The sequence below is a fragment of the Clostridium sp. MCC328 genome (genome assembly GCF_018785465.1).
Taxonomy (GTDB): Bacteria; Bacillota; Clostridia; order Lachnospirales; family Lachnospiraceae; genus Pilosibacter; species Pilosibacter fragilis.
In genome coordinates, this window is sequence record NZ_WQPW01000067.1 from 63,768 (window position 1) to 77,283 (window position 13,516).

Consider the following 13,516-nt stretch of genomic DNA (forward strand, 5'->3'; position numbering starts at 1 on the left):
TGTTTACGATCATACCGCCTTAGTGTAAAATATTGTTTGAGAAGACGAGAAAAGGAGACAAAGCCAACGGAAATGGATAAAATGGCAGAGAAAGAGGAAGTAACCGCTGAGACTTCCACAGAAGATGCAGAAAAGGTTGTAGTAGAGCCTTATGATGCAGCAGATATCGATTTTGATACATTCTGCAAATCAGATATGAGAGTGGTAAAAGTAAAAGACTGTGTTGCAGTGAAAAAATCCAAAAAGCTGCTGCAGTTTACATTAGATGATGGTAGTGGAACAGATCGTACCATTCTTTCCGGAATGCATTCATATTACGAACCGGAGGAACTGGTTGGCAAGACCTTAGTTGCGATTGTCAACATCCCGCCGAGAGCTATGATGGGAATTGTATCCCATGGCATGTTTCTTTCTGCTGAATGCAAGAAGGGGAAGATGAGATTGTGAACCTGTTAATGCTGGATGATAAGATTCTGGTTGGATCCAAACTCTGCTAAACAAAAATATATCTTAAGCAAAGCTCTTTCCATGGAAATGGAAGGAGAACTTATGAAAGATTCAAGAAAAGATTCAAAGGGACGCGTTTTAAAAGACAGTGAGAGCCAGAGAAAAGATGGCAGCTACGAATATAAAGGTGCAGATGGCCGCAGGCATAGTGTGTATGCTGGAACGTTAAAGGAACTTCGGGAGAAGCGGAAACAGGCCGAGAAAAACGTGGAGGATGGAATCCTTTTTGTAAATCAGAACATCCTTTTAAATGATGTTTTTGATATCTATTTCAGTGGCAAGACGGAACTGAAAGAATCCACCAGATCGAATTATAAGTATATGTACGATAAGTTCGTACGTATGAAATTTGGAATGCGGAAAATCAGCTTGATTAAGTATTCTGATATTCGGGAATTTTATAATTACTTGATCAATGACCTGAGTTTTAAACCGAACAGCCTGGAGATTATCCATTCATTGCTGCATCCGACATTTACACTGGCGGTGAGAGATGGTTATATTCGCTGTAATCCATCAGACGGGCTTAAGGGTGATATCAAGAAAAGCCATTGTTGGGAGAAGCCACAAAGGCATGCACTGACAGAGGCAGAACAGGCAGCATTTGTTCAGTTTGTTTCAACCTCGCCGATTTATAGCCACTGGATGCCACTGTTTACATTTCTGCTTGGAACGGGATGTAGGATTGGTGAAACGATTGGTCTTCGATGGAATGATTGTGATTTTGAGAATAATGAGATTTTCATCAACCATAATGTTATTTACCGTTTCCGTGACTACGATGGTTGGCGGTTCCGTCTTACAACGCCCAAAACGAACGCTGGCAATCGTGTAGTTCCGATGCTGTCAGAGGTGAGGGAAGCGTTGCTTCAGGAACGTGAGAATCAGAAACGGTTCAAGCTGAAATCTCCGACGATAGATGGATATTCCAATTTTGTTTTTCTGAACAGGGAGCAGAATCTTCATAACCCGATGACTATAAATCGTGCAATTAAACGGATTATAAGAGATCACAATCGGGATGAAGTGAAACTGGCTGAAAAGGAAAAACGGGAGCCACTGCGGATTCGGGATTTTTCAGTTCACAATCTGAGGCACACGTTCTGTACCCGCTTCTGCGAAAATGAAACCAATCTGAAAGTCATTCAGGAAATCATGGGGCATTCGGATATCTCGACCACGATGAATATCTATGCGGAAGCAACGGCATAGAAAAATTCTTTTGCAAATCTGGAAGGAAAACTGAGACTTTCATAGTCAGAAATGATGGATTTTTTACGACAGATTTACGACAAAATTTTTCAAAATATGCCACTTTATGCCACGATATGAGAAGTTACTGCATATGCGAAAAATGGCTTAAATACGCGCTTCGCAAGCATTTATGCGGGTTCCGGGAAAATGCCGGATACAAATCCAAAATATGAAGGCAGAAGATATAACTTCTCAGAGCCTTTAAAGTGGTATGTAAAAATTTATTTTAGATAGGAATTTTTGCCATTCAGCTTATGTTTTTATGGTCAGCGCGGCAGGTGCGCAGACCTGCGGAACAACAAAATACAATATGTAAAAGTGAGGAAACACGTATGAATGAGATCGGAACGTTCGACATTCTGGGGCCGAACATGATCGGACCATCAAGCTCCCACACGGCTGGGGCACTGAGGATCGCTTTTATTGCCGGAAAAATGGTGGAGAAGCCGGCGGCGGTGCGCTTTGTGCTCTACGGATCCTTCGCCCGTACCTACCATGGACACGGAACAGACCGTGCATTAGTCGGCGGAATCCTTGGATATCACCCGGATGATGAAAGGATCCGCGATTCCTTTGAGCACGCGAAAGAGGCAGGACTTGACTTTACCTTCGAGGAAAACTTCACAGATAAGGAGATCTATCCGAATACGGTGGACATCTATGTAAAGGACGAAAATGGAAATGAGATGTCCCTGCGCGGAAAGTCCATTGGCGGCGGAAATGCGGTCATCACGCGGTTAAACGGCGTCGATGTTGATCTTACCGGAAATTACAGCACCATCGTTGTCCAGCACATCGACAAAAAGGGTACGCTGGCGTTCGTGACGGCCGTTTTGAGCGCTTACGACTTAAATATCGGTTCCCTGCGCCTTTACCGCGAGAGCAAGGGCAAGATGGCCTACGCGATCATCGAGGTGGATACTATGGTCTCCAGCCAGGTGATTAACGCGCTGCGGGGGTTTGAGGCTGTGAAAAACGTTCTTTTGGTTCCGGCGATCAATCTGGACTGATGGGGGGAGAAACGATGAATTTTATAAATGGTGCAGAACTTTTAGAGTACTGCGAAAAGGAAAATAAAAAGATCTCTGAGGCCATGTTCGAGCGGGAAACCACGTTTCTGGAGCAGGATCCGGAGAAGACAAGGGCGAAAATGAAGAAAGCATGGTCCATCATGCAGGCGTCGGCGAAGAAGCCGTTAAAGGAAAATATCGTCAGCATGGGCGGCATGATCGGCGGGGAGAGCAGAAAGCTCCACACGCTGAGGGAAAATAAGAAGAATCTCTGTGGGGATGTGGTTTCAAAGGCGATCGCCTATGCGGTGGGCGTTCTCGAGGTCAACGCGTCCATGGGACTCATCGTTGCGGCACCGACGGCTGGCTCTTCTGGTGTAATTCCGGGAGTCTGCTGTTCCCTGCAGGAAAACTACGGATTTACGGATGAGGAGATCTGCCAGGCGTTATTTAACGCGGCGGCAGTGGGATACCTCATTACGAGAAATGCCACGACAGCCGGAGCAGAGGGCGGATGTCAGGCGGAGGTGGGAGCGGCCAGTGCCATGGCAGCGTCAGCGGCTGTGGAGCTTTTCGGCGGAACACCGGCGCAGTGTCTCGACGCGGCATCCTTCGCGATCGTGAATATTCTGGGACTTGTTTGTGATCCCATCGGCGGACTTGTGGAAAATCCATGTCAGAACCGGAATGCCATGGGGGCGTCAAATGCCCTGATCTCCGCGGAACTTTCTATGGCGGGAATCAAGAGCATCACCCCGATTGACGAGACCATCGGTGTCATGTATGCGGTGGGACGGTCGATTCCGTCAGAACTCAGGGAGACTTCCATGGGCGGTATGGCGGTCGCGAAGAGCGCATGTGAGGCTTGCGCGGCATGTGCAAAGGAAACTCAAAAATGAAGAAAAGAATAGTTGGCAACTGATAAAGGGCATCTAAACATAATAAACAGGCGGTACTTAATCTAAAATCAAGTACCGCCTGTATTTTTGCTGCCTGGCATTTCAGTCACTGTGCGGTTTCCCACATCAACGCTGCCGCCCGGCTATTCATTCTTATTAAGTTTCAGGATTCTTTAGAACTCCGGTTCAATGAGTCCGTAAGAGTTCCCTTTTCTCTTATAAACTACATTGACTTCGTTTGTATCAGCGTTGAGGAACATAAAGAAGTTGTGTCCTAAGAGTTCCATCTGTACGCAAGCCTCCTCGGCATCCATCGGTTTCATTGCGAAACGTTTTGTCTTTACGATATTAACGGTCTCCTCCGGCTCGGATTCTTCCTGAAGGAAGGCTTCGTTAAATGCTAAGGCGTTCTGCTTTTTGTCAACGATCTTTGTCTTATATTTCTTGATCTGACGCTCGATAATTTCTTCAACGAGATCAACAGATACATACATATCGCTGGAATCCTGCTCAGCTCGGATAATGCTGCCTTTAACAGGAATCGTAACCTCTATTTTCTGACGTCCTTTCTCTACGCTCAATGTAACCTGTACTTCAGTATCAGGAGAAAAATAGCGCTCCAGTTTTCCTAATTTACTTTCCACGGCATCTTTTAAGCCTGGTGTAATGTTGATATTTTTTCCGCTGATCGTGTAACGCATAAAATCAACTCCTTTGTTTGGGATGACTTAAGTATAGCACAAAATTCTGTAAAAGACAACCAAAATACATAAAAAATGAGAAAATTTAAAAAGGTAAAAAAAGGTGTATAAAAGCTCAAAAACTATATGAAGCCTTCCCGGTTTGTCAATGGGATTGGGCAAAAAAGTTGTCGGAAATGTAAATTTTATAAGATGTTCACAAAAATAAAACAAATATTAAGGAACCGTAAAATCCACCGATGGGGAGGAAAAAACTTGTGGATAATGTGGATAACTTGGTGTATAACTGCGAAATGGCGTGAAATCGGCATTTCTCGAGGTGGACAACTTTCCACATAATTTCGGTGGATGAGTGTGGATAAAGTGGATAACCAGACAATCGAATGTATGGTTTGTGCAAGTTGTACATTTAAAGGGGAAAAGCGGCAGGAAGAGAGAAAAATAGACAGAAGTGAGGGAGAAGCCGGGGGAAGGAGTCAGGGAGATGTCGAAGAGGAAAAAATTGAATTGTCGAAAAATTGTCAAAACGGTTTTAGAAAAAACAGCAGGGATGCGGCGCAGATGGACGATGCGGCTGCGAGAAGATGTAGCAGGGAGTTTTATCGGGAATTGCGCAGGCAGAGATAAGGATTTATGTACGAAATGTTAAAATTACATGAAGTCATTGAATAAAAACCCGGAAGGTGTTAAAATATTAAGGATTGTACGATGCAGACGTATGCGGTTATGCGGTAAAATCCCGCAGGACGGAGCAGCGGACATCAAAAACGATTCAGATATAGAAACTTGTATGCAGTGGCCTGATGTGAGATGAACCATGCGTCATGTGGATAAAATCCGGCTCCGGCGTTTGAAAGACCGTGTATCCGTGGATAACTCCCGCGAGATGGATAAAAGGGTATCGCTGCATGTGTATATTTATTTATGTAGGAGAACAAGCAGAATGAATTTTGTTGAAAAAGTATTTGGTACGCACAGTGACCGGGAATTAAAGTATATTTACCCGATCGTCGATAAGATCGAAAAAATGCGTCCGACCATGCAGGCGATGTCTGATGAAGAATTAAAGGATCAGACAAGAAAATTCAAAGAGCGCCTCGCACAGGGGGAGACTCTGGATGATCTTCTGCCGGAGGCATTCGCAACCGTCAGGGAGGCAGCCAAGAGAGTTTTAAAGATGGAGCACTATCCGGTACAGCTCATCGGTGGTATCGTCCTTCACCAGGGACGTATCGCTGAGATGAAGACAGGTGAAGGTAAAACTCTTGTTTCTACCTGTCCGGCATACTTAAATGCCCTCGCCGGAAAAGGCGTTCAGATCGTAACAGTCAACGACTATCTGGCAAAACGTGATGCCGAGTGGATGGGACAGGTTCATGAGTTTCTCGGCTTAAAGGTCGGTGTGGTATTAAACTCCATGACCTCCGAGGAGAGAAAAGCCGCTTACCAGTGTGACATCACTTATGTGACAAACAACGAGCTCGGTTTCGATTACCTTCGTGACAATATGGCGATCTACAAAGAGCAGATGGTACTCCGTGATCTCGACTACTGTATCATCGATGAGGTGGACTCCGTATTGATCGATGAGGCGAGAACCCCGCTTATCATTTCCGGACAGAGTGGAAAATCCACAAAGCTCTATGAGGTTTGTGATGTTCTCGCAAAGCAGTTAGTCCGCGGTGAGGAATCCGGCGAGTTTAACAAGCTCAACGCCATCATGGGCGAGGAGATCACCGAGACCGGTGATTTCATCGTAAATGAGAAAGAGAAAGTCGTAAACCTGACAGAACAGGGTGTTAAGAAGGTCGAGGCATTCTTCCATATCGACAACCTCGCGGATGCGGAGAACCTGGAGATCCAGCACAACATTATCCTTGCACTCCGCGCCCACAACCTCATGTTCCGCGATAAGGACTATGTGGTCAAGGACGACGAGGTCCTGATCGTTGATGAGTTCACAGGACGTATCATGCCGGGCCGCCGTTACTCCGATGGTCTCCATCAGGCCATTGAGGCGAAGGAGCATGTAAACGTTAAGAGAGAGTCCAGAACCCTCGCGACGATCACATTCCAGAACTTCTTTAATAAGTATGCGAAAAAAGGCGGTATGACCGGTACAGCCCAGACGGAGGAGAAAGAGTTCCGCAATATCTACGGTATGGACGTTATCGTGATCCCGACAAACCGTCCGGTTATCCGTAAAGACTTAAATGACGCGGTATATAAGACAAAGAAAGAGAAATTCCATGCAGTTGTTGAGGAGATCGTAAAGGCCCACGAGAAAGGACAGCCGGTCCTCGTCGGTACGATCACCATCGAGACATCTGAGATGTTAAGCCAGATGTTAAAGAAGCGCGGGGTTCCGCATAAAGTCTTAAACGCAAAGTACCATGAGCTGGAGGCTGAGATCGTAGCTCAGGCCGGTATTCACGGCGCGGTGACTATCGCGACGAACATGGCAGGCCGTGGTACCGATATCAAGCTTGACGACGAGTCAAAGGCTCTCGGCGGCTTAAAGATCATTGGTACAGAGCGTCATGAGTCCAGACGTATCGATAATCAGCTCCGCGGACGTGCAGGACGTCAGGGCGATCCGGGTGAGTCCCGCTTCTATATCTCCCTTGAGGACGATCTGATGCGCCTCTTCGGTTCCGACAAGTTAATGAGCATGTTCAATGCCCTCGGCGTTCCGGAGAACGAGCAGATCGAGCACAAGATGTTATCTTCCGCGATCGAAAAAGCACAGCAGAAGATCGAGACGAACAACTATGGTATCCGTGAGAACCTCTTAAAGTACGATGAGGTCAACAACGAGCAGCGTGAGGTCGTATATGCTGAGCGCCGTCAGGTACTCGACGGTGAGAACATGCGTGAGCTGATCATGAAGATGCTCAACGATATCGTTGAGGGCGCTGTGGATATGTCCGTCAGTGACGAGCAGACTCCGGAGAACTGGGGCTTCAAGGAATTAAATGATCTTCTTCTTCCGATCATCCCGTTAAAGCCGATCGAGCTGACTGACGAGATCAGCAAGATGAGCAAGGACGAATTCAAGCACATGTTAAAAGAACTGGCAACGAAGTTCTACGAATCGAAGGAGGCAGAATTCCCGGATGCAGAGCAGGTTCGTGAGATCGAGCGTGTCGTACTCTTAAAGGTGATCGACAATAAGTGGATGTCCCATATCGACGATATGGATCAGCTCCGCGAAGGTATCGGTTTACAGGCTTACGGCAACCGTGATCCGCTCGTAGAGTACAAGATGAACGCTTACGAGATGTTCGATGATATGACTGCGGCGATCCGTGAAGATACGATCCGTATTCTCTGCCATATCCGTGTAGAGGAGAAGGTGGAGAGAGAGCCGGCTGCCAAGGTTACAGGTACAAACCGTGACGATTCCGCGGCGAGAGCTCCGCAGAGACGTCAGACACAGAAAATCTACCCGAATGATCCGTGTCCGTGCGGATCCGGCAAGAAATATAAACAGTGCTGCGGAAGAAAACCGTTAGCATAGGATCAATACCAATTGTTTTATGAAATGATGGTCAGCGCGGAACCTCTGCGCTGACCTTGTTAAATCATTATAAGAAAGGTAACATTCCGTATGGTCCGCACAGGGAACAGGCGGCCTTGGTGAAATGTTATTAGAAAGGACAGATTCTATGGTTGAGTTAGACCAGTTTAAATATACATTATCCACATATGAAACTCCACTGAAGGAGGTCAGGGACTCCCTGAATCTGGAAGCGAAGATCAGAAGGATCGACGAGTTGGACAAGACCATGGAGGAGCCGAGCTTCTGGGAGGATGCGGAGAAATCCACGAGACTCGTGAAGGAAGCGAAAAACCTGAAAGATACGGTCGCAGAGTACAACAAGCTCCAGAATCAGTACGAAGAGATCGGTCTGATGATCGAGATGGGGTACGAGGAAAATGATCCGGAGATCGTTCCGGAGATCCAGGAGATGCTCGACGAGTTCACATCTGAGCTCGACGCACTCCGTCTCCGCACACTTCTCACAGGGGAGTACGATAACAACAACGCGATCTTAAGACTGAATGCCGGAGCGGGCGGAACAGAGTCCTGTGACTGGTGCAGCATGTTATACCGTATGTACTGCCGCTGGGCAGAGAGAAAAGGGTACCAGGTGGAGGTACTCGACTTCCTGGACGGCGAGGAAGCCGGAATCAAGTCGGTTACGATCCAGATCAACGGAGAGAATGCGTTCGGTTACTTAAAGTCCGAGAGAGGTGTACACCGCCTTGTAAGGATCTCTCCGTTCAACGCCAACGGAAAGAGACAGACATCCTTCGTATCCTGCGATGTAATGCCGGATATTGAGGAAGACCTTGATATCGAGATCAATCCGGATGATTTAAGGATTGATACCTACCGTTCCAGCGGTGCCGGTGGACAGCACATCAACAAGACATCCTCCGCGGTCCGTATCACCCATATCCCGACTGGCGTTGTTGTGCAGTGTCAGAATGAGCGTTCCCAGTTCCAGAACAAGGACAAGGCAATGCAGATGCTAAAAGCGAAACTGTATATGTTAAAGCAGCAGGCAAACGCGGAGAAGCTCTCCGACATCCGCGGCGATGTGAAAGATATCGGATGGGGCAGCCAGATCCGATCCTATGTGCTTCAGCCGTACACGATGGTAAAAGACCACCGCACCGGCTTCGAGAGCGGAAACGTAAACGCTGTGCTTGACGGCGGACTTGACGGATTCATCAGTGCCTTCTTAAAATGGGAAAGCCTCGGACGACCGCAGGTGAAGGGCGGACAGGATGTAGAATAGTAAGAGACGGGAATGCCATGAGGCGAAACTGTTATCACGAGAAAAGCGTATCAAAAGATGTGATAAAACATCGGTTGATACGCTTTTTCTATATGCTTCTGTATCATAGATGCCCCCGGCAGGAGTATTTCATGCCGAGGGCTGGAAGCGGGTATAGAAATTATAGTCGACAGGAAGAAAACTTCATGTCTTCAAGGAATGGAATGGTCAACTATTAGCGATTAGTCCCTGATATAGGTTCTGTCGTTTACAATGATCGTATCATAATCTACGATCGTCAGATTACGTGAATTGGAGGAATCGCGGTATTTTGTATTGCTGACTTTAGAGAAGCTGTATATATGGGTATCTCCATCGGTATCATAGTAGAATGCCGCAATAGAATCGCCGGCACCGAGCATAAACTCAAAGTAATCTTCTCTGTTCTCATCGTTGATCCGGAAGGTTCCGACCATATCCTCGTTTGTATAAACAGTATTGTCAGATGTGCTGTTATCAGCAGCGGTATTGTCGTTGGAACCGGATTCATTCTGCATATCTTTCGCAAATTTTAACTGTACGGAATTGCCGATGGTCCAGGCGCCTTCTTTGTTTACTGTATAGCCGTCCGGGGTTGTTGTATCTGCGTACATATATCCATTTGAATCAAATGCGTAGCATTCGTAGATGCCATCATTATTTCCATCCAGCCATTTCCACTGGGATACCGGGTAGGAGCCGTTGTCTTCCTGCCACCACCAGCCTGTGGTGTTCTGTACCCATTGTCCTGCGAACGCAGTCATTCCCATAGAAGCAGCCATTGCTGCGGTAAGCGCGAGAGTCATAATCTTCTTTTTCATAGTGAAACCTCCTGAATTTTTGGTTGGTTATGTTTTCCTTTTGATAAAATAAGTATATCAGTGAAATGTGATTAAGCTGTGAATACTTTGTGGTGAAACCTTGAGGAATCTGTGGCGGAGGTGTGTCAAGGAGAAGAGGAAAGGTAAAAAGATTTGTGAATGCAAGTTATTTTTAGCGTAAATAGAAAATAGGCAAAAAGAAACCTGATGATATGTTTAAATAGGTAACATATCATCAGGTTTTATTACTTACTTGTTCTTTTGGGAATCCTTATAAGAGGTCTCGCTTGGTCCATAGGTTACTTCACCTGTACTCTTTGTACAATAGTAATAGCCATCGGAATCTTTTATGTCTTTTTTGTTTTTCTGAATAGTACCGTTTTCGTTTAAGAGATATTTGATGCCACCATATTCCCTAATCTGGTATTTTGTATCATCATCTGCTCTCAAACGCATACCATTTCTATACAGGTATCCATCAACTGAGCCGTTAGAGCCAGCACCCTTCGGAGAACCATTGGATTTAAAGTTGAAGTTATAGGTTATGCCGTCAAGAGTCACAGAGACAGTGCCTGTTTTTGCGCCAGTACTTGTAAGATAGAAGACTCTCTGATCATCGCCAAGTTCATTGTCAAGTTTATCAGCAGAATCAATCTCATCACTGTAGCCTCTGATTTTCTTTAAAGAAGAGTCTTCAAAGGTAAAGATTCTTAAACCAGTCACCATCTCACCTTTATCGTTGAATGCATAAGATTTACCATCAATAGATTTAAACTCATTCATTGTGATCTCACCCTTGGAGTTTGCATAATACCAATGAGTCGTACCGCTCTCGTGGTCATCGCTGTTGAGATCCTTAGGTGGAACAGTCTCGAACCAGCCGGTATGAAGCTTCGGTTCCTCTTCATCACCGTAATATTTCCAAGTACCCTTGTCGCTGTTGTGTACCCAGGAATCCTGAGCAACACCTCTCTCATCGAAGGTGTATTTTACATTGCCGATGGTCTTCTCTGTGCTGACAGTCTTCTTACCGTTGGAACCAAAGTAGAAGTGGTAAGTCGGCTCGTTATCATCCTCGTTGTCATCGTCCTTAACGCTGATGTATACCCAGGCGTTTGTAACGAGACTTCCGTCGCCTTCCGAGTCACCGTAGTATGTAGCAGATGCCCAGTCGGAATCATCGGAGATATTTTCACCTGCGGCTGTGATCCAGCCTGTGAGCATTCTTCCATACATATCAAACGCATATTTCTTTCCGCCGATATCAGCGATCTTCACGCTGTCTCCGGTCGTGCGGAGTGCGCGTCCATTGTTGTCGAAGTAGTACCAGCTTGCGTCGCCAACTTTATTGTCGCCCTGCCAGCTCGGGTTTTCAAGGAAGCGCCAGCCGTTCTTTAACATCTGGCCGCCGTTTCTTAAGTAGTAGTAGTTTCCGTTGTCCTCAAGAAGTGTGTTGCGGACCATATATCCGTCAGAGCCGAGATAGTAGGACTCGCCGTTGTCAGATCTCCATGCGCTTGTCACGTTGTTGCCGTTATTGTCAGTATAGACCCATTCGCTGTTTACAGACTTCCAGGCAGCAAAAGAACTGAATGAAGCACCCAGAGCGAGAACTGCGGATGCGGAAAGTACTGCCAGGCAGAAATTTTTCTTTCTCATTTAATTTTCCTCCTCATAGAAATTGTAACAGCAGCCAGATCGTTGTTTTCACGGCTGCTGAAAATTCTCAAATTGTTTACATATTCTATTATACCAGAATTCCGATTTATGACAATGGTATTTTCCCTTCAACTTGTGGTAAATGTGTGGCAGGGGAATTACAAATTGTTTAAGAAAAACGTACGGATCAAACTTTATGATGAAAGTGATCGATCCGTACGTTTCGTAGCTCCTATTTTATGATTTCAGGTAATCCGACGCGTCCTTTAAGAAGCTGGCGATGATCAGCAGGATCACGAACGCTACCGGAAACGCTGCAATGATGGAGACACTCTGTAGGTTTGCCATGGAGCTGTCGGAAAATACAAGCGCCATGGGCAGCAGGATCAACAGGATCGCCCAGAAGGCTTTTACTGCATTGTGCGGCTCCTCGTCACCGGTGATCTGGCGGTATGTGTAGGAGGAGGCTACAAGGGCGATGGAGTCAAAGCTGGTAGCATAGAAGGCCACCATGGCAACGATTAAAAGCACAAGGACAAACGGTGCAAGCGGCAGTGTCTGGATGATGGCGATGATCGTTGTGTAGAGATCGCTGCCGGCGGCATAGATCGCCATAACATCTAACTTTCCGCTTACCTGAAGTCCGAGACTGTAGTTTCCTAAAATGATAAAGCTTAAGAATGTAGCGCTGACGCTGCAGGCATATCCGCCGAGGATCGTCTGCCGCACCGTTCTTCCGCGGGAGATGGATCCGATAAAGAACGGAGATGCCACGCACCACACCATCCAGTAGGCCCAGTAGAAGATCGTCCATGTCTGCGGAAAGGAAGTGGTCCGCTGCGGGTCTGTGAAGGTTGCGAGGCCGAGGAAATTCTGAGCAAGATTTCCGACAGCCGCAAAGCCTGTCTCCAGAATATACCGTGTCTCACCGCCGAGGAACAGCACATATGCGAGCAGGGCAAAGAACAGATACATGCAGGACTTTGCAAGCAGAGAGATCCCCTTCATGCCGTGGAGCAGGGCATATGTGTAGAAGACGCAGGTGACGCCTAAGATCGCGATCGTTATCCATTTGGAGGATGGAAGGTGGAACAGGGTCGTCAGTACCTGGGACATCAACGGAGTCGCCAGTGCAAATGTCGTTGTGGTTCCTGCGAGGAGCGCAAAGAGCGCCAGAAGGTCGATGAGCTTTCCGGAAATCCCATCTACCTTGTTTCCGAGCAGCGCGCGGCAGGCTTCTGAATATTTCTGCTTATGACAGCCTCTCACATGAAGCATAAAGCCGAAGGAGACGGCGAGTACCAGATAGAATGCCCACGGGATCGGACCCCAGTGGAACAGTGGGTAGGTGCTGGACCAGGTCTGCATGGAACCGAGCTCTGCGATATGCGGATCGTTCGCGTAAAGGATCCATTCACAGAAGGAGTAAAACAGGATATCGGCTGCGAGTCCGGAGGTGAACATCATGCTCGCCCAGACGAAGAGGGGATATTTTGGCTTTTCATCCGGTTTCCCGAGGCGGATCGTACCGAATCTGGAAAATGCCAGATACAGGGATAGCAGGAAGACAAAGAGACCGACGGCGAGATAGAACAGGCCGAAGGTATCGCCAAGGATAAAACGGATCGTGTCGAGAACGCTCTTTGACGCGTCCGGCATCAGGATGAAGCAGACACAGAGCGCCAGGATCGCAAGAAACGGTACGATCACAGTGACCCAGTCGATCCGGTCTTTTAATGGTGTTTCGGAATTTTTGGAACTCATAATTTGAAACCTCCTACGATGTTCAAAAATTAAATATTTATCAAGATATTGAACATTATAGCACTGTAGGAGGGA

General features: G+C 46.8%; 11 protein-coding genes. 7 read left to right on the top strand and 4 right to left on the bottom strand.

Annotated elements, in window-relative coordinates:
- The first annotated feature begins 81 nt into the window (after positions 1-81).
- The 4 genes from GPK83_RS10785 (at position 82) to sdaAA (ending at position 3,670) form a co-directional block, all read left to right on the top strand.
- Positions 82-447 (top strand): methionine--tRNA ligase subunit beta, encoded by a 366-nt coding sequence (locus tag GPK83_RS10785; protein ID WP_242990578.1) that lies wholly within the window; start codon positions 82-84, stop codon positions 445-447.
- 102 nt (positions 448-549) lie between these two features.
- Positions 550-1,719: a tyrosine-type recombinase/integrase gene (locus GPK83_RS10790; protein WP_215704754.1), complete on the top strand. Its 1,170-nt coding sequence runs from the start codon at positions 550-552 to the stop codon at positions 1,717-1,719.
- A gap of 374 nt (positions 1,720-2,093) precedes the next feature.
- Entirely contained in the window at positions 2,094-2,771 is a 678-nt protein-coding gene (gene sdaAB, locus GPK83_RS10795) for an L-serine ammonia-lyase, iron-sulfur-dependent subunit beta (protein WP_015553802.1), read from the top strand.
- Positions 2,772-2,785: 14 nt separating this feature from the next.
- Positions 2,786-3,670: an L-serine ammonia-lyase, iron-sulfur-dependent, subunit alpha gene (gene sdaAA, locus GPK83_RS10800; protein ID WP_117470172.1), complete on the top strand. Its 885-nt coding sequence runs from the start codon at positions 2,786-2,788 to the stop codon at positions 3,668-3,670.
- 173 nt (positions 3,671-3,843) lie between these two features.
- On the opposite strand, the gene raiA is transcribed toward sdaAA, so the two are convergent.
- Positions 3,844-4,371 (bottom strand): ribosome-associated translation inhibitor RaiA, encoded by a 528-nt coding sequence (gene raiA, locus GPK83_RS10805; RefSeq protein ID WP_015553800.1) that lies wholly within the window; start codon positions 4,369-4,371, stop codon positions 3,844-3,846.
- A 348-nt stretch (positions 4,372-4,719) separates the two neighbouring features.
- On the opposite strand from raiA, the gene GPK83_RS10810 reads away from it, so the two are divergent.
- From GPK83_RS10810 to prfB, 3 genes are all read left to right on the top strand, one after another.
- Positions 4,720-4,998, top strand: a complete 279-nt coding sequence (locus GPK83_RS10810) for a hypothetical protein (protein ID WP_117470173.1) — start codon at positions 4,720-4,722, stop codon at positions 4,996-4,998.
- 316 nt (positions 4,999-5,314) lie between these two features.
- Positions 5,315-7,891: a preprotein translocase subunit SecA gene (gene secA, locus GPK83_RS10815; RefSeq protein WP_015553798.1), complete on the top strand. Its 2,577-nt coding sequence runs from the start codon at positions 5,315-5,317 to the stop codon at positions 7,889-7,891.
- Positions 7,892-8,039: 148 nt separating this feature from the next.
- Positions 8,040-9,179, top strand: a complete 1,140-nt coding sequence (prfB, locus tag GPK83_RS10820) for a peptide chain release factor 2 (RefSeq protein WP_117513149.1) — start codon at positions 8,040-8,042, stop codon at positions 9,177-9,179.
- Positions 9,180-9,400: 221 nt separating this feature from the next.
- Here prfB and GPK83_RS10825 read toward each other — a convergent pair whose 3' ends face one another.
- The 3 genes from GPK83_RS10825 to GPK83_RS10835 form a co-directional block, all read right to left on the bottom strand.
- Complete coding sequence (locus GPK83_RS10825) at positions 9,401-10,018, bottom strand: hypothetical protein (protein ID WP_215704755.1); 618 nt, start codon at positions 10,016-10,018, stop codon at positions 9,401-9,403.
- 249 nt (positions 10,019-10,267) lie between these two features.
- Positions 10,268-11,677 (bottom strand): cell wall-binding protein, encoded by a 1,410-nt coding sequence (locus tag GPK83_RS10830; RefSeq protein ID WP_215704756.1) that lies wholly within the window; start codon positions 11,675-11,677, stop codon positions 10,268-10,270.
- Positions 11,678-11,914: 237 nt separating this feature from the next.
- Positions 11,915-13,441 (bottom strand): BCCT family transporter, encoded by a 1,527-nt coding sequence (locus GPK83_RS10835; RefSeq protein ID WP_215704757.1) that lies wholly within the window; start codon positions 13,439-13,441, stop codon positions 11,915-11,917.
- Positions 13,442-13,516 lie beyond the last annotated feature (75 nt).